General features: G+C 69.1%; 22 protein-coding genes. 5 read left to right on the top strand and 17 right to left on the bottom strand.

The genetic code is table 11. The features are described from left to right. Position 1: 1 nt before the first annotated feature. The 5 genes from AC5Y2S_RS28435 to glyA form a co-directional block, all read right to left on the bottom strand. The gene (locus AC5Y2S_RS28435; protein ID WP_499959947.1) at positions 2 to 1447 is read right to left on the bottom strand and encodes an adenylate/guanylate cyclase domain-containing protein; all 1446 of its coding nucleotides are present in this window, start codon (positions 1445 to 1447) and stop codon (positions 2 to 4) included. Between the two features lie 122 nt (positions 1448 to 1569). After that, positions 1570 to 2445, bottom strand: a complete 876-nt coding sequence (locus AC5Y2S_RS28430) for a polysaccharide deacetylase family protein (protein ID WP_499959915.1) — start codon at positions 2443 to 2445, stop codon at positions 1570 to 1572. A gap of 133 nt (positions 2446 to 2578) precedes the next feature. Next, positions 2579 to 3880: an RNA 5'-3' helicase PhoH2 gene (gene phoH2 / locus AC5Y2S_RS28425; protein ID WP_066941045.1), complete on the bottom strand. Its 1302-nt coding sequence runs from the start codon at positions 3878 to 3880 to the stop codon at positions 2579 to 2581. A gap of 262 nt (positions 3881 to 4142) precedes the next feature. Continuing rightward, on the bottom strand, positions 4143 to 4970 hold the full coding sequence (locus tag AC5Y2S_RS28420; protein WP_499959913.1) for an acyl-ACP desaturase: 828 nt from the start codon (positions 4968 to 4970) through the stop codon (positions 4143 to 4145). Positions 4971 to 5055: 85 nt separating this feature from the next. After that, complete coding sequence (glyA, locus tag AC5Y2S_RS28415) at positions 5056 to 6336, bottom strand: serine hydroxymethyltransferase (protein ID WP_499959946.1); 1281 nt, start codon at positions 6334 to 6336, stop codon at positions 5056 to 5058. A gap of 116 nt (positions 6337 to 6452) precedes the next feature. Between glyA and coaA the strand changes: the two genes are divergently transcribed. Beyond that, positions 6453 to 7391 (top strand): type I pantothenate kinase, encoded by a 939-nt coding sequence (gene coaA, locus AC5Y2S_RS28410; protein WP_499883016.1) that lies wholly within the window; start codon positions 6453 to 6455, stop codon positions 7389 to 7391. Positions 7392 to 7421: 30 nt separating this feature from the next. Here the strand turns inward: coaA and AC5Y2S_RS28405 are convergent, their stop codons facing one another. The 4 genes from AC5Y2S_RS28405 to AC5Y2S_RS28390 all read right to left on the bottom strand — a co-directional run bounded on the left by AC5Y2S_RS28405 (position 7422) and on the right by AC5Y2S_RS28390 (position 11363). Then, complete coding sequence (locus AC5Y2S_RS28405; protein ID WP_499959911.1) at positions 7422 to 7838, bottom strand: hypothetical protein; 417 nt, start codon at positions 7836 to 7838, stop codon at positions 7422 to 7424. 140 nt (positions 7839 to 7978) lie between these two features. After that, positions 7979 to 9064, bottom strand: a complete 1086-nt coding sequence (locus tag AC5Y2S_RS28400; RefSeq protein ID WP_499959909.1) for a methyltransferase — start codon at positions 9062 to 9064, stop codon at positions 7979 to 7981. 111 nt (positions 9065 to 9175) lie between these two features. Continuing rightward, positions 9176 to 10555, bottom strand: a complete 1380-nt coding sequence (locus tag AC5Y2S_RS28395; protein ID WP_499959907.1) for a hypothetical protein — start codon at positions 10553 to 10555, stop codon at positions 9176 to 9178. Between the two features lie 19 nt (positions 10556 to 10574). Then, positions 10575 to 11363, bottom strand: a complete 789-nt coding sequence (locus AC5Y2S_RS28390) for a (2Z,6E)-farnesyl diphosphate synthase (RefSeq protein WP_499959944.1) — start codon at positions 11361 to 11363, stop codon at positions 10575 to 10577. A gap of 107 nt (positions 11364 to 11470) precedes the next feature. Between AC5Y2S_RS28390 and trhA the strand changes: the two genes are divergently transcribed. Next, positions 11471 to 12223, top strand: a complete 753-nt coding sequence (trhA, locus tag AC5Y2S_RS28385; RefSeq protein ID WP_499959905.1) for a PAQR family membrane homeostasis protein TrhA — start codon at positions 11471 to 11473, stop codon at positions 12221 to 12223. A gap of 9 nt (positions 12224 to 12232) precedes the next feature. On the opposite strand, the gene AC5Y2S_RS28380 is transcribed toward trhA, so the two are convergent. The 4 genes from AC5Y2S_RS28380 to mca are packed head-to-tail and all read right to left on the bottom strand — an operon-like array spanning position 12233 to position 15797. Beyond that, the gene (locus AC5Y2S_RS28380; RefSeq protein ID WP_499959903.1) at positions 12233 to 12616 is read right to left on the bottom strand and encodes a nuclear transport factor 2 family protein; all 384 of its coding nucleotides are present in this window, start codon (positions 12614 to 12616) and stop codon (positions 12233 to 12235) included. A 22-nt stretch (positions 12617 to 12638) separates the two neighbouring features. Continuing rightward, positions 12639 to 14654 (bottom strand): thioredoxin domain-containing protein, encoded by a 2016-nt coding sequence (locus tag AC5Y2S_RS28375; RefSeq protein WP_499959902.1) that lies wholly within the window; start codon positions 14652 to 14654, stop codon positions 12639 to 12641. Further along, a complete protein-coding gene (locus tag AC5Y2S_RS28370; RefSeq protein ID WP_499959900.1) occupies positions 14641 to 14928 on the bottom strand; it encodes a hypothetical protein in 288 nt (95 codons plus the stop codon). The genes AC5Y2S_RS28375 and AC5Y2S_RS28370 overlap by 14 nt, the downstream gene beginning before the upstream one ends. Beyond that, a complete protein-coding gene (gene mca, locus AC5Y2S_RS28365; RefSeq protein ID WP_499959899.1) occupies positions 14925 to 15797 on the bottom strand; it encodes a mycothiol conjugate amidase Mca in 873 nt (290 codons plus the stop codon). Before mca ends, AC5Y2S_RS28370 begins: the two co-directional genes overlap by 4 nt. A gap of 138 nt (positions 15798 to 15935) precedes the next feature. Between mca and AC5Y2S_RS28360 the strand changes: the two genes are divergently transcribed. Together AC5Y2S_RS28360 and greA are read left to right on the top strand one after the other, a co-directional pair. Continuing rightward, positions 15936 to 16370 (top strand): DUF4307 domain-containing protein, encoded by a 435-nt coding sequence (locus tag AC5Y2S_RS28360; RefSeq protein ID WP_499959897.1) that lies wholly within the window; start codon positions 15936 to 15938, stop codon positions 16368 to 16370. Positions 16371 to 16591: 221 nt separating this feature from the next. Further along, positions 16592 to 17086 carry a transcription elongation factor GreA gene (greA, locus tag AC5Y2S_RS28355; protein ID WP_067011431.1) on the top strand — a complete coding sequence of 165 codons (495 nt, stop codon included), beginning with the start codon at positions 16592 to 16594 and terminating at the stop codon, positions 17084 to 17086. 98 nt (positions 17087 to 17184) lie between these two features. On the opposite strand, the gene AC5Y2S_RS28350 is transcribed toward greA, so the two are convergent. The 4 genes from AC5Y2S_RS28350 to AC5Y2S_RS28335 form a co-directional block, all read right to left on the bottom strand. Further along, positions 17185 to 18351, bottom strand: a complete 1167-nt coding sequence (locus tag AC5Y2S_RS28350) for a cystathionine gamma-synthase (protein WP_499959896.1) — start codon at positions 18349 to 18351, stop codon at positions 17185 to 17187. A 60-nt stretch (positions 18352 to 18411) separates the two neighbouring features. Beyond that, positions 18412 to 19065: an RDD family protein gene (locus AC5Y2S_RS28345; protein WP_499959894.1), complete on the bottom strand. Its 654-nt coding sequence runs from the start codon at positions 19063 to 19065 to the stop codon at positions 18412 to 18414. Between the two features lie 106 nt (positions 19066 to 19171). Beyond that, on the bottom strand, positions 19172 to 20578 hold the full coding sequence (locus tag AC5Y2S_RS28340; protein WP_499959893.1) for a cystathionine beta-synthase: 1407 nt from the start codon (positions 20576 to 20578) through the stop codon (positions 19172 to 19174). A 40-nt stretch (positions 20579 to 20618) separates the two neighbouring features. Next, positions 20619 to 21698, bottom strand: coding sequence for an alpha/beta hydrolase (locus tag AC5Y2S_RS28335; RefSeq protein WP_499959892.1), 1080 nt, complete (start codon positions 21696 to 21698; stop codon positions 20619 to 20621). 243 nt (positions 21699 to 21941) lie between these two features. On the opposite strand from AC5Y2S_RS28335, the gene AC5Y2S_RS28330 reads away from it, so the two are divergent. Then, positions 21942 to 22907: an SGNH/GDSL hydrolase family protein gene (locus tag AC5Y2S_RS28330; protein WP_499959942.1), complete on the top strand. Its 966-nt coding sequence runs from the start codon at positions 21942 to 21944 to the stop codon at positions 22905 to 22907. Position 22908 lies beyond the last annotated feature (1 nt).

The raw sequence follows: 22908 nt of genomic DNA, 5'->3' as shown, positions 1-22908 counted from the left end.
GTCAGGAACTAACGGGCCCCGCCGGCGCCGACACGTGGGTGGCCTCGGAGCGCCCGCGTAACACGGTGGAATAGCACTCGGCCCAGTGCGCGCGCTCGGCGTCGTCGGCCCGGTCGATGGCCGCCGCCGAACACAGGATTCGCCGCTCGGCGGTTTTGGCAAGGTCGGCCAGCCGCGCCGCCTCATTGACCGCGTCGCCGATCACCGTGTATTCGTAACGGTTTTCGGCGCCGACGTTGCCGGCGAAGACGCGGCCCGCCGAAACGCCGATGCCGAAATCGACGACGGGTAGCCGGCGCAGCTGGCTGGCCAACGCGCGCGCCGTCGCCAGTGCCGCCGACGCAGGTTGCGCCGTGCGCAACGGGGCACCGAAGACGGCCAATGCGGCGTCGCCGGCAAATTTGTTGATCAACCCGTTGTGTTCGTCGACCGCGTCGACCACGATCTGGAAGAAGTCGTTGAGCACCTCGGCGACCTCTTGCGGGGGGCGGCTTTCCGCGAGCTGCGTGGAGCCGACCAGGTCGATGAAGAGGACCCCCGCCTCGACCACGTTGCCGGACAGCGACGCACCCTCTTGAATGGCGCGATGTGCGACGTCGGTTCCGACGTGGCGCCCGAACAGGTCCCGCAGCCGATCCCGCTCGGCCAGCCCGGCGACCATTCGGTTGAATCCCGTTTGCAGGCGCCCGATTTGGGATCGCTCGTAGGCGCCCACCTTGGTTTCCATGCGGCCGTGTTCGACCTCCGCCATCGCGTCGACGACCTCGCTGAGGGGATCGGAAATGGAGCGCGACGTCAGAATCATCGTCGGCAAACCGAGCAGCACCGCCGCCAGTGACACCACCAGGACGGGCACGTCCAGCGAGGCGGACTTCTGGATCAGCCACCCGTACGAGCGAAGGACGACCAGGGCCGCGATCACCCCGATCGGCAGCGCGCTGCACAAGAACCACAGCAACACCAGGCGCGCGAACACGCTTGGCACCACCATCCGCGGCTCGCGGCCGAGCGTGGCGGCACCCATGATGGGTCGCAAAGTGCGTTGCGCGAACAGCATCCCCATGCCGGCGGCCGCCGGCGCACCCAGCAGCACACCGAGAACGATGGGCAGCATCACCTCGGGCCCCCCGGCCAGATTCATCGCCGCGAAGATCACCCCCGCCCCGGCCCAGGCGAGCAGGAGGATCGCCGACTGGCGGCCGGGGATCCTCATCGCCGCTTCCCGTTGCGCGTCGGTCGGTTCGTCCCCGGCGGCATACCACCGCAGCGTGGGAGCCAGGTTGCGGACACCGGCCACCACGACGCCGACGACGCCCACCGCGATCAGCGCCAGCACCAGCGCCGTGTTCCGCTGCGCGATGTCGACGTCGGCCGCCGCGGACGTGTGTCCGCGCAGCGGGATCAGGATGGCGGCGGCATCGACGACGGCCACGACGTACGCGAGCATGAGGTCGATCGCGTACTGGATCGCCAACCTGCGAGCGGATTTTCGCTGCCCCGCCGCTGGAGCCCGAAGCCAGCCCAGCCTGAACACCCTATAAAAATAGCCGCGCGCCCACCCAAACCCTGCTAGGCGCCGTTGTTCGGCCCGCCCGAGTTCTGGTCCGGGATGTCGGTGATCGGGAAGTTCGGCATCGGCTTGGGTGAGGACGTGTTGGGCAGGGCCGGGATCTCGCCGGGCGGAATGTCGCGCAATTGGTTGGCCGGTGGCCCGTTTTCGCGGCCGCCGTACGTGCTGCCCGGCGCCCGCGGCCCCAGCAGTTCGCTGACCGTCACCAAGCGGTAGCCGTTGGCCTTGAGCACCGGGATGAACTGGTACACCAGGTCGACGGTGCTCGAGTAGGTGTCATGGAATAACACCACCGAGCCGGGCTTGATGTACGTCATCAGCATGTACCGCGTCGCGGCCGTGTTGGAGTCGTTGATCCAGTCGAAAGGGATGACGTCCCAGAGTATTTCGGCCAGCCCGAACTTTCCCGCGGTCGCCCGCACCGCGTCGTTGGACAGCCCGCCGGCCGGACGCCACAGCGACGGGGCCCGGCCCGTCGCGGCGGTGATCGCGTCGTTGCTGCGGGAGAACTGGCCCGCGATGTCCGCGGGCGGGATGGTGGTCATGTTGGGGTGTTCCCAGGTGTGGTTGCCGAACTCCATGCCGGCGTCGGCGACGCGCTTGGCGCCCGCCGGGTTGGCGGCGACCTTGTTGCCGATCAGGAAGAACGTGGCCTTGGCGTCGGCGTCCTTCAGGATTTGCAGCAGCCGGTCGGTGTATGGCCCCGGCCCGTCGTCGAACGTGAACGCGACGCACTTGACGACCGAACAGCTGAGGTTGTCGGCCCGCGTCACGTGACCGGTGAGGGAGCCGATCACCAGCACCGCGGCGGCCGCCACGACGCCCAAAACGGTCCGCCAATAGCGCCAGGCCTGGCTGTCGGGTCGTTTCGGCACGTGGAAAGCCTACCCGGGGTCGGGTGTGCGGCCGCCGCGTTGACCGTGTAACCAGGGCTTTCAGTGTCGCACCAGGGCGAGATTTGCGCGGATTTCCCGCCCTGAAGTGACAGCGAAAGCCAAGGATTCACACTCAGTGCGGTCCGGCGATCTCCTCGAGCATCTCGGTGACCAGCGCGGCGATCGGCGAGCGCTCGCTGCGCAGCAGCGTGATGTGGGCGAACAGGGGATGCCCCTTGAGCTTCTCGATCACCGCCGCGACCCCGTCGTGGCGGCCGACGCGCAGGTTGTCGCGCTGGGCGATGTCGTGGGTCAGCACCACCCGCGATCCCGTGCCCAACCGGGACAGCACGGTCAGCAGCACGTTGCGCTCCAGCGACTGCGCCTCGTCGACGATCACGAACGAGTCGTGCAACGAGCGGCCCCGGATGTGGGTCAGCGGCAGCACCTCGAGCATGCCCCGGGACAGCACCTCCTCGAGCACCGCCGGGCTGGCCAGGCCCTCGAGGGTGTCGAAGACGGCCTGCGCCCACGGGCCCATCTTTTCGCTCTCGCTGCCGGGCAGGTAACCCAGCTCCTGGCCGCCGACCGCATACAGCGGACGGAACACCACCACCTTGCGGTGGGTGCGCCGTTCGAGCACCGCCTCGAGGCCCGCGCACAGCGCCAGCGCCGATTTGCCGGTGCCGGCCTTGCCCCCCAGCGACACGATGCCCACCGACTCGTCCAGCAGCAGGTCCAGCGCCACGCGCTGCTCGGCGGAACGCCCGCGCAGCCCGAACACCTCGCGGTCGCCGCGAACCAACTGGACGCGTTTTGCCGCGTTGACCCGCCCGAGCGCGTGAGAGCTGCCGCCCAACAGCCGAATCCCGGTGTGGCAGGGCAGGTCTCTGGCTTCGACCAGATCGATCTCACCGTCGGCGTAGAGCGCGTCGATGTCGTCGGTGCCGGTCTCGATCTCCTGCATCCCTGACCAACCGGAGACGATGACGTCCTGCGCGTGGTACTCGTCGGCGGCCAGGCCTACCGCGGCGGCCTTCACCCGCAGCGGAATGTCCTTGCTGACCAACGTAACTCGCTTGCCCTCGGCGGCGAGGTTGGCGGCGCAGCTCAGGATCCGCGAGTCGTTGCTGTCGGTGCGAAAGCCGGCGGGCAGCACCGACGGGTCGGTGTGATTCAGTTCGACGTGAAGCGTGCCGCCTTGTGTCCCAACGGAAATCGGCTGATCCAGCCGTCCGTGCTCGAGCCGAAGATCATCGAACAGGCGCAACGCCTGACGGGCGAACCAGCCCAGTTCGTGGTGGTGGCGTTTGGCCTCCAACTCGCTGATCACCACCAGCGGCACCACCACCTCGTGTTCGGCGAACCGGCTGCACGCCCACGGGTCGGACAGCAGCACGGAGGTGTCGAGCACATAGGTCCGGAGATCGGTCACGAAGCGCTCCTCGAGCGGGTAAGCCCGCGCGGACCCGCACAGGCATGTCGGCGGGAGCCGCAGCACCAGGACCGGGGCCGGTCCTGCCCTTCTCGTGACGGGAGGTGCCGCCCTGGCAGCAGATCTTGTCGCTGGCCATCGGGAACGACGCTACTCTCGTGGCCGCTTCGGCGCCGCGCAGGCGCGCCGAGACCGACACGGGGACACCAAAAACCGGCCGCGGGCCGCGGCCGGTTCGGGTGAAGTTTGGGCCTACCTGACCTTAACCAACGCAGAACTGCTTCAGCGCGGGTTCGCCCGCCACGCCCCATTCGGTGATGCGGTCGGAGATCGCCTGCCGTAGGTCCTGCGGGGTGAAGATGCCCGCGTCCGCGACGTTGCGCACCTTGTCCGCGTAGGCGTCGATGTCGGCGCCCACCGTCTGCAGGTCGGCCGCCCGCGCGGCGATCGCGGCGATGGTCTCGTCGCGGGTGTAGGAGAGGCAGTGCGCGACGAGGCTGGCGAACATGTGCTCGTGGCGCTCTTCGTCCCTGCGGATCCGGTCGATGAGGCCGGCCAGGACGGGCTCCTCGATCGCGGCCGCCAGGTTGCGGCAGTAGACCGCGTGCGTGCGCTCGGTGAGCGCCATGTAGACGAGGGTTTCGACCTGCGAGTAGGTGTCGCCGCGGTAGCCCTTCATCACGTACTGGACGCGGGCCTCCTCGTTGGCGGTCGGGTCGACCTCCCGGGTCACCACCAGGTATTCGCGCAGCGCGATGGCGTGCAGGTGCTCCTCGGCGGTCCACCGGCCCAGCCAGCGGCCCCACCACTCCTCGAGGATGAAGTGCTCGACGAGCTCGCGGTGGTGTGCGGCGAGGTTGTCCTTGAGCAGCAGCAGGATCTCGCAGGCGTCGGTGATGGTCCTCGGCAGGGTGGTCTGAGACGGATCCCAGTCGCGTCCGCCCAGGAACGCGAAGTTCTCGCCCTGCTCGAAGGGCACGTAGTCGTGGGCGAACCAGAGGTCCTCGGTGTTGAGGTGGTGGTCCATGAGCCGCTCGACCACGGGCTCGAGTTCGAGGGTCAGCGTGTTAGGAACAGGTTTCTGTGCCATGCGGTTACTGTAACTTCTAGGAACAGGTTCTGTGAAATTGTTGGGGCGTGTCGCGGCCGAATGGTGACTTTGGTCCCTAACCCGCTCAGCGGTCGACGAGCGTCCAGTTCTCCAGGCCCTCGTAGAGGGGGAAATCCCTGGCCAGGCGCGTCACCCGTTGCCGCAGCGCCGAGACGTCCGCGGCAGTCCCGGCCGCCAGCGCGGTGGCGATGATGTCGGCGACCTCGGTGAATTCGGCGTCCCCGAAACCGCGGGTGGCCAGCGCCGGCGTGCCCACCCGCAGCCCCGACGTCACCATCGGGGGCCGCGGGTCGTTCGGGACCGCGTTGCGGTTGACGGTGATGCCGATCTCGTGCAGCAGGTCCTCGGCGGCCTTGCCGTCGAGCGGCGAGTCGCGCAGGTCGACCAGCACCAGGTGCACGTCGGTGCCGCCGCTGACCACCGAGACGCCGGCCTTGGCGACGTCGGCCGCCAGCAGCCGGTCGGCGACGATGCGCGCCCCGGACAGCGTGCGCTGCTGGCGGTCGGCGAACTCGGGCGTGGTGGCGATCTTGAGCGCGACCGCCTTGCCCGCGACGACGTGCATCAGCGGCCCGCCCTGCTGGCCGGGGAACACCGCCGAGTTGATCGCCTTGGCGTACTCCTGCTTGCCCAGGATCATGCCGGAACGGGCACCGCCCAGCGTCTTGTGCACGGTCGTGGACACCACGTCCGCATGCGGCACCGGCGTCGGGTGCAGGCCCGCGGCGACGAGCCCGGCGAAGTGCGCCATGTCCACCCACAGCTTGGCGTCGACCTCGTCGGCGACCGACCGGAACGCGGCGAAGTCGAGGATCCGCGGGTACGCCGACCAGCCGGCGATGATGACCTTGGGGCGGAACTCGAGCGCCCGGGCCCGCACGACGTCCATGTCGACCAGATGCGTCTTCGGGTCCACGCCGTAGAAGCCGGCCTCGTACAGCTTTCCGGAGAAGTTCAGCTTCATCCCGTGGGTGAGGTGGCCGCCGTTGGCGAGGTCCAGCCCGAGCAGGTGTTCCCCGGGTGACATCAGGGCGTGCAGCACGGCGGCGTTGGCCTGCGCGCCGGAATGCGGCTGGACGTTGGCGAACTCGGCGCCGAACAACGCCTTGGCCCGGTCGCGGGCGATGTTCTCCACGACATCGACGTGCTCGCATCCGCCGTAGTAGCGCCGACCGGGCAGTCCCTCGGCGTACTTGTTGGTCAGGACGCTGCCCTGGGCCTGCAGCACCGAGCGGGGCACGAAGTTCTCGGAGGCGATCATCTCCAGCGTGTCGCGTTGCCGGTGCAGTTCCTTGTCCAGCAACTCGGCGATGTCGGGGTCGACCTCGGCGAGCGGGGCCGACATCACAGAAGAGGCGGTACGGGCGTCGGGTGCGGCAGTCACGGCCGCCAGTCTATCCGCGGCGCTTTTCGCCAGCCCAGCCGTCGGGCGCGCGTTTGCCCCTGCCACACTTGAGCACTATGCCGCGGCCTAGCGAGCCGAGCCCTTATGTGGAGTTCGACCGAAAACAGTGGCGTGCGCTTCGCATGTCGACGCCGCTGGCCCTCACCGAAGAGGAACTGGTCGGGCTGCGCGGTCTCGGTGAGCAGATCGACCTGCTGGAGGTCGAAGAGGTCTACCTGCCGCTGGCCCGGTTGATCCACCTTCAGGTCGCCGCGCGCCAGCGGCTGTTCGCCGCCACCGCGGAGTTCCTCGGGGAACCGCAACAGAATCCGGACCGGCCGGTGCCGTTCGTCATCGGCGTGGCGGGCAGCGTGGCCGTCGGCAAATCGACGACGGCCCGCGTGCTGCAGGCGCTGCTGGCCCGCTGGGATCCCCACCCCCGGGTGGACCTGGTGACCACCGACGGCTTCCTATACCCGAATGCCGAGCTTGATCGGCGAAACCTGATGCACCGCAAGGGCTTTCCGGAAAGCTACAACCGCCGGGCGCTGATGCGATTCGTGACGTCGGTCAAATCCGGCGCGGACTACGCGTGCGCGCCGGTGTATTCGCACCTGAAGTACGACATCATCCCGGGGGCCAAGCACGTCGTCCGCCACCCCGACATCCTGATCCTCGAGGGCCTCAACGTGCTGCAGACCGGTCCGACCCTGATGGTGTCGGACCTGTTCGACTTCTCGCTCTACGTGGATGCCCGGATCGAGGACATCGAGCAGTGGTACGTGTCGCGGTTCCTGTCGCTGCGCACCACGGCGTTCGCCGACCCGGAGTCACACTTCCACCACTATTCGGCGCTGAACGACACCAAGGCGGTCGCCGCCGCCCGCGAGATCTGGCGGTCGATCAACCGGCCGAACCTGGTCGAGAACATCCTGCCGACCCGGCCCCGCGCCACCCTGGTGCTGCGCAAGGACGCCGACCACTCCATCAATCGGCTGCGCCTGCGCAAGCTGTAGCGCGGGTGCCGGGCCGGAGGCGCGGACAAGTTAGGCCGCGAGGCGACGCACTCCCAGGTACTGCAGACCGGCGAACGCCGCGGTGTAGACGCCGGTGGCCAGCGTCGCGGCCACCCCGGTTGCGGTCAACATGGGCACTGCCTCGGCGGCCACGATCGCGGCCAGCGTGAAGACGACGTTGGCCACGATGATGCCGTTCCCGACGCGGCGCAGGTCCGGCGCCGCGGCGAGGCTGAACACGACGAGGCCGGCGAGCACGAAGAACGCGCCCATTGCGTACTCCTGGCCGGACGTGAGCCCGGTCAGCGACGAGATCGGGTCGGCGAAGAACGCGACGGCCAAGCCGCACAGCCCCGTCAACGTGGCGTCGGCGCGCATGGCGAAACGCAGCAGCGAGTCGGTCGAGTCGTACAGGGGGCGGGTTGGGAGACCAGAAACGGCGGTCATGTGATTACTCCTAGCGATGGCGGAGGGGGTCGATCTGGTTTGAGCGTGCCGCCAGAGCACTGCCATATCGATGCGTGGCGCTGCCAACTGCTGCCACGGATACAAAGACCAGGTGTTTCTTCGGGCTATTCCCGGTTGTCCTAAATTGCCCGGCCTTCGACAACGCTGAACGGCGATGCCGTTTCGACCACCCGCGTCATTTCGAAGCCGGCCCGGCTCAGCAGTTGGCCGTATTCGGCGGCGGTGCGCTCCCGGGCGTCGAGCGCCATCAGCATTTCCAGGTCCAGCCAGTTGCCCAGGTATTCACGATTGTGCTTGGGAATGATGAGCTCGACGAGCAGGACGTTCTTGCCGGCGCCCGCCGCGGCGCGCACGTTGCGAAGGATGTGCACGGCGTCCTCGTCGGGCCAGTCGTGAATCACGTTCTTGAGGATGTAGGCGTCGCCGCCGTCGGGTACCGAGTCGAAAAACGATCCTTCGACAATCCGGACGCGGTCGTCGACGCCATGCTCGGAGAGGGTGGCCGGGGCCCCCGCCACGACCTCGGGCCGGTCGAAGAGGATCCCGCGGGCCCGTGGAGCGGCGCCGAGGATGGCGGCCAGTAGCCGGCCGTGCCCACCGCCGACGTCGGCGATGGTGGCGAAGCGGCCGAAGTCGTAGCCGGCGATCAACGGTGCGATGGCAAGTTCGGATCCACTGGTCATCGCCTGATTGAAAATTTCGCCGAGTTCGGGCTCGCCGGCCAGGTATTCGAACGTGGGCTTGCCGCGCAGGTCGGGGATGACGGCCCGGCCGGTGCGGATCGCGTCGGTGAAGTGGCTCCAGTGCTCGCGGTGCTGGGGCGAACCCAGCCAGCGGGCCCACCCGGCGACCGATACCTCCGCATCCCGGCGAAGCGCGTCGGCGAGCGGGGTGAGGTCGTAGCGGCCGTCGCGACGTTGCCGAAAGATGCCGCGCGCGATGAGCGCCCGCAGCAGTCGGCGCAGGGCGTCGGCGTCGGCGCCGACGGCTGTGGCGAGATCGTCGGCCGACAAGGGTCCTTTGGCGAGCGCGTCGGCGATGCCGAGATCGGCGGCCGCGGTGATGGCCTGGGCGGCCCACCCGTCGACGACCATCTCCATCACCGAGATCGGCGCCGGGACCAGGCGTCGATGCAGTTGAGCGATTCGATGTCGGACGAGCTCTATGGCCCGCACGACCCTGACAGGCGGAACCTTCGACGCCATCTGACTTCCTCCCTGGCTTTCAGACCTCTGTCCGCCTATTCGACGCCGCGGGCGGTAAGGACGGATTTTCGTGCCCCCGGCGCCGCGACACACAAGCGGCTGGGGCCGCGACTAGTCGCTGGGGACCGGCACCCGCCCGCGCAGATCCGCGGCGATGAGCCGGGCGGCGGCGTTTTGCCAGTTGTGCAGAGAACGCTGCGGTACCTCGGTGACCAGCCACTGCCAGGCCTGCCGGGCGGTGGGATCCAGGCCGGCCGCGGTGGCGTTCTGCGCGTATGCGCGCACCCCGACGACGTACGGGAAGTAGAGCGAGTTGTAGTAGCGCCACTCCTCGGTGGTTCCGAAATCGCCCGCGTCGCGGGGTTTGAGCCGGGCGATGCCGTCGGCCAGAACGGCCTTGAGCTCGTTGGCCCGCTCCACCGGGTGATCGGGGGCACCGCGTGCGGCCAGTCGCTCGTCGATCACGGGCAGCGCGGTCAGCGGGCTGGCGACGAGCTTGGTCAGGTCGGCGTAGTGGCCCAGCGCGCGGCGGGTGAGCCGGGCGAAGGTGTCGTCATCGATGTGCTGGAGCTCCTTGCGGGGATCGGCCGAACGCAGCGGCAGCGCCGCCCCGGTGTGGCGCAACGCTGCCCGGTCGGCGCGCAGCGTGGGTGACCTGGAGAACGCAAGCCGGTCCAGCATGCCGGCCAGCGGGTCGGCCAGCACCTGCACCGCGATCGCGATCGCGAGCGTGGTGAACAGCAGCACCGTCAGCACGGTCTGCGCGGTGGCCTCCCCGCGGGTCAGCGCCAAGCCGATCAGCGCCTGGCCGCCGAACAGCACCGCGACCGCCATCGAACCGGCGAACGAGCGCAGCATGTCGGCGCGCAGCGCCTGGCCCTCGTCGAAGGCGTCCCACAGCGCCACCGCCACCCCGAGCGTCAGGACGTCGCACCCCGTCGACGCCAGGGCCAGCCAGCTCGGCACGATGCCCAGCGGGATGATCAGGATGGCGTTGGCCAGCGCGAAAAACAGCGTCGCGACCACGACGACGCCGACGACCGAGGTGGGCTGGGCGGGCCGCCGAACCGCGACGATCATCGCCCCCAGCGTGGACGTCGAGATCACCGCCATCATCAGCAGGTGCCCCGGCCGCAGCGGCCCTTCGACGCTGCCGGCCAGCGCCGCGCCGAGCAGGTTCAGCGCGCCCACACCGCCGACGAGCAGGATCTCCCCGGTGCGCGCCCGCCAGCGGTCGCCCGGCCGGGACAGCTCGACGAGCACCGCGAACCACGCCACGCTGGGCACGGCGGCCAGATAGATCTCGAGCCGGCTGAGCAGCGCGAGGTGGCCCACGCCGGCCGTGCGCACCGCGTCCAGCGCGACCACCAGCGCGAAACCGCACAGCCCGATCGCCGCCAGCGCGAGCACCGGCTTGCGCGGATCGCGGGCCAGCAGATACAACCCCAGCCACCCGCTCAGCGTGAACACCACCGCCGACAGCGCAGCCATGCATCCAGTGTGGCACGGGTTACTTCCCGTACCTCCGATGCCGTTGGCTGTAGTCACGCAGCGCGCGCAGGAAATCGACGCGGCGGAACGCGGGCCAGTGCGCCTCGGTGAACCACATCTCCGAATAGGCGCTCTGCCAGAGCAAAAACCCCGACAGCCGCTGTTCCCCCGAGGTGCGGATCACCAGGTCGGGGTCGGGTTGCCCTGAGGTGTAAAGGTTTTCGGAGATGCCATCAACGGTCACCGCGTCGATAAGCTCCTCGGCGGTGGCTCCGTTGGCGAGCTCCTTGTTCAGCAGCGCCCGCACCGCGTCGACGATCTCCCGGCGCCCGCCGTAGCCGACGGCGACGTTGACGTGGAACGGCGCGACGGCCGGCGTCGACTCCACCGCGTCGCGCAGCCGGCGGGCCTGGTCCTCGCCGATCAGCCCGAGGTCCCCGACCGTGCGCACGCTCCAGTGATTGGCCGGGGCGCAGATCTCCTCGACCACGTCGGTGATGATCTCGATGAGGCCGGCCAGCTCGTCGGGATCGCGTTGCAGGTTTTCGGTGGACAGCAGGTACACGGTCGTCATCTCGATGCCGGCCTCTTGGCACCAGCGCAGCATCTCGGCGATCTTGGCCGCACCCATCCGGTAGCCGTAGCTGACATCGTCGTAACCGGCGTTGCGCGCCCAGCGCCGGTTCCCGTCGCACAGCACCGCGATGTGGCGGGGAAGTTCGGATTTGGTGGCCGCCAGACCCTGCCTCAGCCGCAGCTCGTAGACGCGGTACAACGGCTCCTTGAGCCGCGGCGGGATGATCTCCACGAAGCTCCACCCTACTGTGAGCGACACCAAATTCCGGTTTGGATTTGCGCAAGCCCACCGCACGTCCAACACCGGGTCGTGATCATTCGCGGTTACTGTTGGTCCTAATGAGCAGCAAAACCAGCACGCCCACCAACCCGGAGCCCGAGGCGATCGCGCCTGGCAATCCCGTCGAACAGCTCGTCGAGGGTGCCGCCGGGGCCGTTTCCAAGCCCCGCATGCGCGGCTGGATTCACTTCTACTCCGCATGGCTGGCGGTCGTCTGCGGCGCGAGCCTGGTGTCGGTGTCGTGGGCGGTGGCATCCACCCGGGCCGGGCTGACGACGTTCGCCTACGCCCTGGCCACCGTGGCCATGTTCGCGGTCAGCGCCACCTACCACCGCGTCAACTGGAAATCCGGCAAGAGCCGCAACCTGATGAAGCGGCTCGACCATTCGATGATCTTCCTGTTCATCGCCGGCAGCTACACACCGTTCGCGATGCTGGCGATGCCGCCCGCCGACGGGCGAACCGTGTTGTGGATCGTGTGGGGCGGGGCGCTGGCCGGCATCGTGCTGAAGGTGTGCTGGCCGACGGCGCCGCGCTGGGTGGGCGTGCCGCTGTACCTGCTGCTGGGCTGGGTGGCGGTCTGGTACGCGCCGACGATCATCCACGTCGCCGGGGTGGCCGCGATGGTGCTCCTCGCCGTCGGTGGCGCGTTCTACAGCATCGGCGGCCTGCTCTACGGGCTGCGCTGGCCCGACCCGTGGCCGAAGACGTTCGGCTACCACGAGTTCTTCCACGCCTTCACCGCGATCGCGGCGATCCTGCACTACATCGCCATGTGGTTCGCGGTCTTCTACGTCGGCAACCCGGCCTGACGGCCCGCGCTAAAGCTGCGTGACGTCGGCAGCCGACCAGTAGGCCTTCATCGCGGTGACCTTGCCGCGGTCGTCGAACACCATGACGTCGATCGGCTCGATCACCATCCGGTGCTCCCCCGCGGTGACGGTCAGGCGGAACTGGAACGCCGCCTCGTTGCCGGCCACCCGCAGTGACACCAACTCGCATTCGCGCTGCACGTCGTTGACCGCGGAGTAGAAGCCGTGGATCGCCTGGCGGCCGATGTGCACCTCGCCCCCGACCGGATCTTCGACGGTCGCGTCGTCGGCGTACAACTCCACCAGGTCGTCGGCGCTGCCCTTGGCGACGAGCTCGATGTAACGGTTGACGGTGTCCGCGATCGCGTGGACCCGGTCCGAGGCGTTTGGCATGGGACGCAGGGTAGCCTCCCGGCTACCCTGCCGAAACATCCAGGGCCGCCGCCAGTTCGGCCGCCCCGGTCACCGGCAGGTCGCAGAGCCGGCCACGGCACACGTACGCCGCGTCGGCGCCGCCGACCCGGTCCCGGCCGACCAGCAGCGGCGACGTATCCCGCTCGCCGCCCACCACGATCGCCCCGCCGGGCGCCAGCCGGCGCGCCTCGGCCAGCAGCGGGGACCGCGACGGGTCGCAGGCGACCGCGATCTGCAGCGGCCCGCGGACCGCGGCTTCGGCAACGGCCAGCCAGTGCCCGGCCGACCGCGGCGCGCGCTCCAGCAGCAGCGAATGCGCGGCGAGGGCGTCACCCGCGGCCCGCAGGTACCGGTCCGCACGTTCGCCGTCGACGAGGTGCGCCGCGGTCAGCAACGCTTCGGTGATCGACGACGCGCCCGACGGCGTGGCGCCGTCCAGCGGATCGGCCGGCCGCAGCACCAACCGCTCGGCGTCGTCGGCGGTGTCGAACCAGCGGCCCGGCTGCCCAGGGTCGGCGAAGTGGCGCAGCGCCGTGTCAAGCAGGTCGCTCGCCGTCGTCAGCCACGACTCCTCGGCCGTCAGCTGGTACAGCGCGAGCAGGCCGGTGGCCAGCATCGCGTGATCCTCCAGGATGCCGGGGCTGTCGCCGACCACCCCGCCCAGGCTGGCGCGCCGCAACCGACCGTCGACGACGTGCAGGCCCAGCAACGAAAGCGCGCAACGCCGTGCGGCAGCGGCCAATTCGGGTTCGTCCAGCGCCACGCTTGCCTCGGCCAGCGCGGTGATCGCCAGGCCGTTCCACGACGTGACGACCTTGTCGTCGCGACCGGGCTGCGCCCGGGTGAGCCGCGCGGCCAGCAGCGCGGCGCGGACCCGTTCGGCCCGCCGCGGGTCGTCCGGGTCCGCGGGCAACTGCAGCACCGAGCTGCCGTGTTCGAAGGTGCCGGACGGGGTGACCGCGAAAACCTCTGCCGCCCAAGGGCCGTCGTCGGCGCCGAGAGCCTCGGTCAGCTGCGCCGGCGTCCATACATACGTGGAACCCTCGCGGCCGTCGGCGTCGGCGTCCAGCGACGAGACGAACATGTCACCGTCGGTCAGCTCGCCGAGCAGGAACCCCGCGGTCTGGGCGGCGACCCGGCGCGCCAGCGGGTCGCCGGTGCGCCGCGCCCAATGCGCGTACGCGCGCAGCAGCAACGCGTTGTCGTACAGCATCTTCTCGAAATGCGGTACCACCCAGGCGTTGTCGACGCTGTAGCGGGCGAAGCCGCCGGCGAGTTGGTCGTAGATGCCGCCGCGGGCCATCGCGTTGGCCGTGCGCGCGACCGCCTCCAACGCCGCCGGCGACGCGGTGCGTTCGTGATTGCGCAGCAGCGCCTCGAGAATCGCCGACGGCGGGAACTTGGGGGCGCCCCCGAACCCGCCATGGACCAAATCCTGGTCGCCGAGCACGGAGGCGACGGCGTGGTCGCACAGCTGCGGCGCGACGTCCGGGCCACCACCGGGCAGGCCGCCGGCCATCTTGCGCAACTCATCGGCGATGTGGTCCGAGGCCTCCTCGACCTCGCCGCGACGGTCCCGCCAGGTGGCCGATACGGCCGAAAGAAGTTGCAGGAAACCGTCTTTGGGGTAGTACGTGCCGCAGAAGAAGGGTCGGCCGTCCGGCGTCAGGAAACACGTCATCGGCCATCCGCCGTGCCCGGTGAGCGCGACGGTGGCGTTCATGTACACCGCGTCGATGTCGGGCCGCTCCTCGCGATCGACCTTGATGCAGACGAATCCCGCGTTCATCACCGCGGCCACCTCGTCGTCCTCGAACGATTCGTGGGCCATGACATGACACCAGTGGCAGGCGGCGTAGCCGATGGAGAGCAGAATCGGCACGTCGCGCGCCGCCGCGTCCGCCAGCGCCTGCGGCGTCCACTGCTGCCAATGCACCGGGTTGTCGGCGTGCTGGCGCAGATACGGGCTGGTGGCCAGGCCGAGGGTGTTGGTTGCGGCGGATTCAGCCGGGCTCATCACCGGGTCCTGGGGCCCGTGTCGGCCCGTTCGCCGGGCCGGACTCCTCGCCGACCGTGTCGGTGCCCTCGTCGGCGGCCTGATCGGGCTCGGGGTGCTCCGGGTCGAATGTCTTCGGAACCTTTTTCAGCTGCCGGCTCATCGACCGCAACAGGAACAGCGTCGAGATCACCAGCAGCACGACCACGAGCAGCCCGACCGGGCTGGCCTTGCCGAAGTCAGGCCCATGGTTGTGCGGGCCGTCGGCGATCACCCGGAGGAGATGGTGCGTCACCCGTCGTCCTCGATTCCGGCGAACAGGTGGTCCTCGGGCAGCTTGACCGGCACACGCGAGCGGGCCAGCTCGAATTCCTCGGTCGGCCAGAGCCGCTGCTGCCATTCGATGGGAGCGGCGAAGAATTCGGCGTTCGGGTCGATCTGGGTGGCGTGCGCGCGCAGGGCGTCGTCGCGCTGGCTGAAATACGCCGAGCACTCGACCCGCGTCGTCACCCGGGACTCGAACGGGTCGTGCTCGGGATCCCAGTGCTTGAGCCACTTTTGGAACGGGCCCTCCTGGCCGCGCTTGACGAATTCGTCGTGCAGCAGCTGCATCCGTGCCCGCAGGAAGCCGTGGTTGTAATACAGCTTGGACACCGCCCACGGCTCGCCCGCGTCCGGGAAGCGGGCGTAGTCGGCGGCGGCCTCGAACGCGCCGACCGAAACCTGGTGGCAGCGAATGTGGTCGGGGTGCGGGTAGCCGCCGTTCTCGTCGTAGGTGGTCATCACGTGGGGGCGGAACTCGCGGACCACGCGCACCAGCGCTTCGACGGATTCCTCCAGCGGCGCCAGCGCGAAGCAGCCCTCGGGCAGCGGGGGCGCCGGATCGCCCTGGGGCAGGCCGGAGTCGACGAAGCCCAGCCAGGTGTGCTCCACGCCGAGGATCTCCGCCGCCTTCGCCATCTCGTCACGGCGGATTTCGGCCATGTGCTCCAGCACGTCGGGCAGGTCCATCGCCGGGTTGAGAATCTCGCCGCGCTCGCCCCCGGTCAGCGTGACCACCAAAACCCGGTGACCCTCGTCGGCGTAGCGGGCCAGGGTGGCCGCACCCTTGCTCGACTCGTCGTCGGGGTGGGCGTGCACCGCCATCAACCGCAGTTCGCTCACGTGCCCCCTTCTCCGAGTCGGTTCGCAGGTCGCCCCTGAAGGGCTAGAAGTGCTAGAAGCGACCTTATAATTCCAGTTCCGATCGTTGCATCCCGCCGGCCGGCGGCCGGCAGCCCAACAACCCAGGCATACCCAGGCATGACCGAAACCTCCCTTCCGCGCCCCGAGGCCCGCTACGGCCGGTCGCGACTGTCGCGCGTGTCCCGCCGCCGGGTGGCCATCGGTCTGGCCGTGCTGGTCGTCGCCGTGGGCGTCGTCGTCGCCGTCGTCGGCTACCAGCGGCTGGGGACCAGCGACGTCGCGGGCTCGCTGGCCGGCTACCAGGTGATCGACGACGAGACGGCGTCGGTAACGATCAGCGTGACGCGATCCGACCCGTCGCGCCCGGTTGATTGCATCGTGCGGGTCCGGGCCAAGGACGGCAGCGAGACCGGCAGACGCGAGGTGCTGGTGCCGCCGTCCGACCAGGCCACCGTTCAGGTGACGACGACGCTGAAATCGGTCCGGCCGCCGGTGATGGCCGACATCTACGGCTGCGGGGCCGATGTGCCCGGCTACCTGCGTCCGGCCTGACCGCGCGATCAAGACCAGCGGAGAATATTGAGTCATCATCTGTTTGCGCGGTGGTAACATGGATGAATGCACGGTTCCCGTAGGGACCGTGTATTGCTGCATTAAAGGCCGTCGGAAGAACGGAGCGGCGGTAGGCGGGGCGGGACCCGGATACCCCCGGCAGCGGGGTGCAAAAACTTGCGCGAATACGCGAAACGAGAAAGAAATACGAGGACGACGAGATGACGGATACTCAGGTGACCTGGTTGACCCAGGAGTCACATGACCGACTCAAGGCCGAGCTCGACCAGTTGATCGCGAATCGTCCGGTCATCGCCGCGGAAATCAACGACCGCCGCGAAGAGGGTGACCTGCGCGAGAACGGCGGCTACCACGCCGCCCGCGAAGAGCAGGGTCAGCAGGAGGCCCGCATCCGCCAATTGCAGGATCTGCTCAACAACGCCAAGGTCGGCGAGGCGCCCAAGCAGTCCGGCGTCGCGCTGCCCGGCTCGGTGGTCAAGGTCTACTACAACGGCGACAAGTCCGACAGCGAGACGTTCTTGATCGCCACCCGCCAGGAGGGCGTCAACGACGGCAAGCTCGAGGTGTACTCGCCCAACTCACCGCTGGGCGGCGCCCTGATCGACGCCAAGGTCGGCGAGACCCGCAGCTACACGGTGCCCAACGGCAACACCGTCGAGGTCACCCTGGTCAGCGCGGAGCCCTACCACTCCTGATTTCCTCTGACGGTGTTCGCCGGGCCCTGCCCGGCCACCAGACACAGAATCGCGTCCAGCGCGCCTTGCACGTGCGATTCTGTGTCTGGTGGCGGTAGCTAAGCCAGCGCCTGCTCGAGGTCGGCCAGCAGGTCGGCGACGTCCTCGATGCCGACCGAAAGCCGCACCAGGTCGTCGGGCACTTCCAGTTGCGAACCGGCGGTCGACGCGTGCGTCATCGCGCTGGGCAGCTCGATCAGCGACTCCACCCCACCCAGCGACTCGGCCAGGATGAACACCTCGGTTCGCGCACAGAGCTCCTCGGCGGCCCGCCGGCCCCCGCGCATGCGCACCGAGACCATGCCGCCGAAGCCGCGCATCTGGCGCGCGGCGATTTCGTGGCCGGCGTGGCTGGGCAGGCCCGGATACAGCACCGCACTCACGGCAGGATGTCCGGCGAGGAATTCCGCTACCGCGCAAGCGTTTTCGCTGTGCCGCTGCATCCGCAGCACCAGGGTCTTCAGGCCGCGCATCGTCAGGTAGGCGTCGAACGGGCCGGGCACCGCGCCGGCCCCGTTCTGCAGGAATGCGAACGCGTCGTCCAGCTCCTGATCGTTGGTGATCAGCGCGCCGCCCACCACGTCGGAGTGCCCGCCGATGTATTTCGTCGTCGAGTGCAACACCACGTCGGCGCCCAACGTCAACGGCTGCTGCAGCGCCGGCGACGCGAAGGTGTTGTCCACCAACACCTTTGCCGAGTGTTGCCGGCCCAGTTCCGCGATCCCGGCGATGTCGGCGATGGTCAGCAACGGGTTGGTTGGCGTTTCGACCCAGATCAGCCGGGTCCGCGCGGTGATCGCGCCCGCGACGGCGTCCAGGTCGGACAGCGCCACCGGCGTGTACTGGACGTTCCACTTGGTGAACACCTTGTCGATCAGCCGGAAGGTGCCGCCGTAGGCGTCGTTGGGGATGACGACGTGGTCGCCCGGCCGCAGCGTCGCGCGCAGGGCGCAGTCGGTGGCGGCCATCCCGGAGGCGAACGCGCGCGCGAAGGCGGCCTCCTCGACCGCCGCCAGCGAGGCCTCGAGCGCCGCCCGGGTCGGGTTGCCGGTGCGCGCGTACTCGAATCCGCCGCGCAGGCCGCCGACACCGTCCTGGGCGAACGTGCTGCTGGCGTAGATCGGGGCGTTCACCGCCCCGGTTGCCGGATCGGGGCGGTAGCCGGCGTGGATCGCCTTGGTGGCCAATCCGTTGAACTTGTGGTCTCCGCTACGGTCCTCGCTCATCGCCGATCAGCCTAGTGACGCCACCGCGCCATCGTCCCGCCGACCGAAGGCCGCCCGGATTCAGGCCGCGGCGCCCTCTTCGATCGGCAGGCACACCGTCGTCATGATCTTGTCCGCCAACGTTTGCCGCTTGGCGTCCCACAGCGGGAAGAGGTAGCCGATGTAGCAGATGATCTGGTCGACGAAGTGCGCGATCTGGCGCACCACCGACATCCCGAACCCGATCGGCTGGCCGGTGACCTCGCTGACCACCTTGAACTTCATCACCGACTTGCCAATGCTCGAGCCCGTGGTGCCCTGGCGGTAGCCGTAGTTCCAGACCAGGTAGGCCACCGCGGCCAGCCACGCCAACCAGAACGCCATCGTGCCGATGGCGCTGGGCTGGTTCACGCAGTACTGGTTGACGCTGTACTGGGTGATGTCGCTGACGCACGACTGTTGCGTGGTGAGCGCCTGAATGATCGCGCCGATGCCCACCAGGACGCCGGCCGGGATGTTGTCGATGAGGAACGCCAGCACCCGGGTGACCCACGGCGTGTAGGACTCCGTCGGCAGCGCGCGGATCGCCGGTCCGGGCGGGGGCGGCGCGTATCCGCCCGACGATGGGGGCGGCGGCGGGTAGGAACCGCCCGGCGGGGGCGGCGGAGGGGGTTCTTGGCCGCCGGCCCCAGGGGGCGGCTGATAGGACTCGCCGGGCGACGGTTGATCGGACATGGGCAACCCTCCACTGCGTTGGCTGAACCAGGCCGAATTACAGTACCTGCCGGGCCCGCGGAGCGGTATAAGCGAGATTTTCGGCTTCCACGCGCGGCCCGCCCCGCTAACGCCGGACCGTCGTTGCGCGGGGCGGCTCGGACAAGAATCCCAACAGGTCGTACCGGGTGATCACGCCCACCGGTTTGCCCTTCTCCACCACCATCAACGCGTCCCAGTCGCGCAGCGCCTTGCCCGCCGCGCTGACCAGCTCACCGGCGCCGATCATCGGCAGCGGCGGGCTCATGTGCAGCGCGACGGCGTCGGCCAGCTTGGCCCGGCCCTCGAAAACGGCGGACAGGAGCTCGCGCTCGGAAACGCTGCCCGCGACCTCCCCCGCCATGACGGGCGGCTCGGCGCCGACCACGGGCATCTGCGACACCCCGTACTCGCGCAGGATGCCGATGGCGTCGCGCACCGTCTCGGACGGATGGGTGTGCACCAGGTCGGGTAGCTCGCCGGATTTGCGCCGCAGCACATCGCCGACGGTGAACTCCTCGGTGGACCCGTCGAGGCGCCCGCGCAGGAACCCGTACGACGACATCCAGGCATCGTTGAAGATCTTCGCCATGTAGCCCCGCCCGCCGTCGGGCAGTAGGACCACCACCAGCGCGTCGGGTCCGGCCTCCTCGGCCACCTTGAGCGCGGCGACCACCGCCATCCCGCACGACCCGCCGACCAGCATCGCCTCCTCGCGGGCCAGCCGCCGGGTCATGTTGAACGAGTCGGAGTCCGACACCGCGATGATCTGGTCCGGCACCGTGCGGTCATAGGCGTCCGGCCAGAAGTCCTCGCCGACGCCCTCCACCAGGTAGGGCCGACCGGTGCCGCCCGAGTACACCGAGCCCTCCGGGTCGGCGCCGATGACCTTGACCCGCCCGCCGGACACCTCCTTGAGGTAGCGGCCCGCGCCGGTGATCGTCCCGCCGGTGCCGATGCCGGCGACGAAATGGGTGATCTTGCCGTCGGTGTCGGCCCAAATCTCCGGGCCGGTGGTCGCGTAGTGACTGGCCGGTCCCTCCGGGTTGGCGTACTGGTCGGGCTTCCAGGCCCCTTCGATTTCGCGGGTCAGCCGGTCGGAGACGCTGTAGTAGCTGTCCGGGTGGTCGGGCGGCACCGCCGTCGGGCACACGACCACCTCCGCGCCGTAGGCGAGCAGCACGTTGCGCTTGTCCTCGCCGACCTTGTCGGGGCAGACGAACACGCACTTGTACCCGCGCCGCTGGGCGACCAGCGCCAGGCCGACGCCGGTGTTGCCCGACGTGGGTTCGACGATGGTCCCCCCGGGCTTGAGCTGCCCGCTGGCCTCGGCGGCATCGATCATCTTCACCGCGATCCGGTCCTTCGAGCTACCGCCCGGGTTGAGGTATTCGACTTTGGCCGCCACGGTGCCGGCGCCGTCGGGAACGACGGAGTTCAGCCGAACCAGCGGCGTTCCCCCGATGAGGTCACTGATGTGCTGCGCGATCCGCATGCGTTCATCGTCTCAGGCGCTTTCGCGCGGCGCACACTCGCTAGCCGGTGGCCTCGCGGATGTAGTCGCCGATCTGGCGCAGCGAACGAATCGCCTCCGGAACCAGCGGCGCGGCCAGCTGGAAGTCGTGGACCTGGCCGGGCCAGACCCTCACCTCGGCCGGAACGCCGACCGCCGCCAACCGCGACGCCGCCAGCTGCGCGTCGTGGAGCAACACCTCGGATCCGGAAACGTGGATGAGCGTCCGCGGCAGGCCCGGCTTGATGTGCTCCAACGGCTCGTAAATCTCTTCCGGTTTGCCGTCGACGATGTTCTTTTCGGCGGCGCTAGCAACCAACGCGACTAGCGCGTCGAACGCGTTCGCGGGGAACATCGCGTCGCTCTTGATGTTGGGGTGCGCCTGCTTGCATTCCTTTGCTAGCTGCAGCAGTGGCGAGATCGCCACCAGGGCCGCCGGCATGTCCGAATCCAGGTGCGCCTCCTCCTGCAAGCGTTGCGCCAGGGCGAGCGCGAGGTACCCGCCCGCCGAGTCACCGGCCAGCACGATCTGGTCCGGCTCGAAGCCGCGCTCGCGCAACCATTGGTAGGCGTCGTGACAGTCGTCCAGGGCCATCCCGACCGAGTGCTTGGGCAACAGCCGGTAGTTGACGACCAGCACCGGCGAGTCAGCAAACTTCGACAGCGTCTCGACCAGCCGGCCGTGGGAGTTTGCTCCGCAGGTCAAAAACGCGCCGCCGTGCAAGTAGACGATCACCCGGCGGGTGCCGTCCGCGGGCAACACTCCGGGGGCGCGCACGAGCTGCGCGGAAGCATTGGGCAAGTTCACCGTCTCGCGGACGGTGGCGGAAACCGGGAGCAGGACCCGGGCCGCGACGTCGATCAGACCCCACGGCCACGGCAGGTTGGGAACGTGGCTGCCGACGGCCAGCACCGGCCGGATCGTCAGCCGGGACGCGACGTTGGCTACCCGCGCAGCGACGCTGGGACCGGACTCGAGTACCTCGACCGGTGCGCCGTCGCTGATGGCAAATCTGCGTGCCTCAACTCTACGTCGCTTGAGGACCTCATGTGGCCGAACGGTATTCCGGGGGAAACCGGATACCTTGCTAGGTGCGGTCATGCTCAACACTTCCTACGCCGTTGTAGTCCGATACAGCATGTGACGAGGCGGCCAAGCGTCCGGTTCAGCCCGCTTTCCAGGGCGTTCAGCCAACCCTTGAAACTTAGCTTGACAGCCTTTGCTGGGTAGAACGTTTGAAGAATCTGATTTGATACCACATTTGATTCACAACGTGACCACATTGTTCACAAGCCGCCCGCGCAAACCCCGAAGCGGATCTAAACTGATTTCGTGACCATCCGGGTGCCGCGTCGTTCGACAATCGCCCTGGCCACAGCCGGTGCGCTCGCCTCGACGGGTACGGCCTATCTGGGCGCACGCAACCTGCTGGTCGGCCAGGCGGCGCACACGCGCACCATCATCCCGAAGGCCTGGGACATCCCACCGCGCGCCGACGGCGTGTACGGCCCCGGCGGCGGGCCCGTGCAGCGGTGGCAGCGCGGCATGCCCGTGGACGTGCACCTGATGATCTTCGGCGACTCCACGGCCACCGGGTACGGCTGCATGAGCGCCGAGGAAGTGCCCGGCGTGCTGATCGCGCGCGGGCTGGCCGAGCGGGCGGGCAAGGCCGTCCGGCTGAGCACCAAGGCCATCGTCGGAGCCACGTCGAAGGGCGTCGCCGGTCAGGTCGACGCGATGTTCGTGGCCGGCCCGCCGCCGGACGTGGCCGTGATGATGCTGGGGGCCAACGACGTCACGGCCCTCAACGGCATCAGCCAATCGGCGCAACGGCTGGCCCTGACCGTGCGCAAGCTGCGCTCCCGCGGTGCGGTGGTGATCGTGGGCACCTGCCCCGATCTAGGGGTCGTAACCGCGATCCCGCAACCGCTTCGCTCGCTGGCGCACGCGCGGACTACGCAGCTGGCCCGCGCGCAGACGGCCGCCGTCCGCGGCGCCGGCGGCGTCCCGGTCGCGATGGCCCAGCTGCTGGCGCCCCGATTCCGGACCCAGCGCGAGGAGATGTTCTCCGCCGACGGGTTCCACCCCTCACCCACCGCGTACGCGCTGGCCGCCGAGGCGCTGCTGGTCGCGGTGTGCGACGCGCTGGGGATCGAGGTCGAGAGCCCGACGCCGGAAGTTCCCGTCGCCGCCTTCGCACCGAGGCTCGACGAGTCCCCCGCGCGGTTGACCCTCGTGTCGCGGCTGTGGCGGCGCCCAGGGACCGCATCCCCCGCCCCGTCTGAGTCCCAGCCGGTCGGCACCGACTAGA

Source organism: Mycobacterium sp. NGS69 (assembly GCF_059812165.1).
The sequence above is the reverse complement of the archived record's forward strand: the minus strand, read 5'-3'. Positions and strand labels throughout refer to the sequence as shown.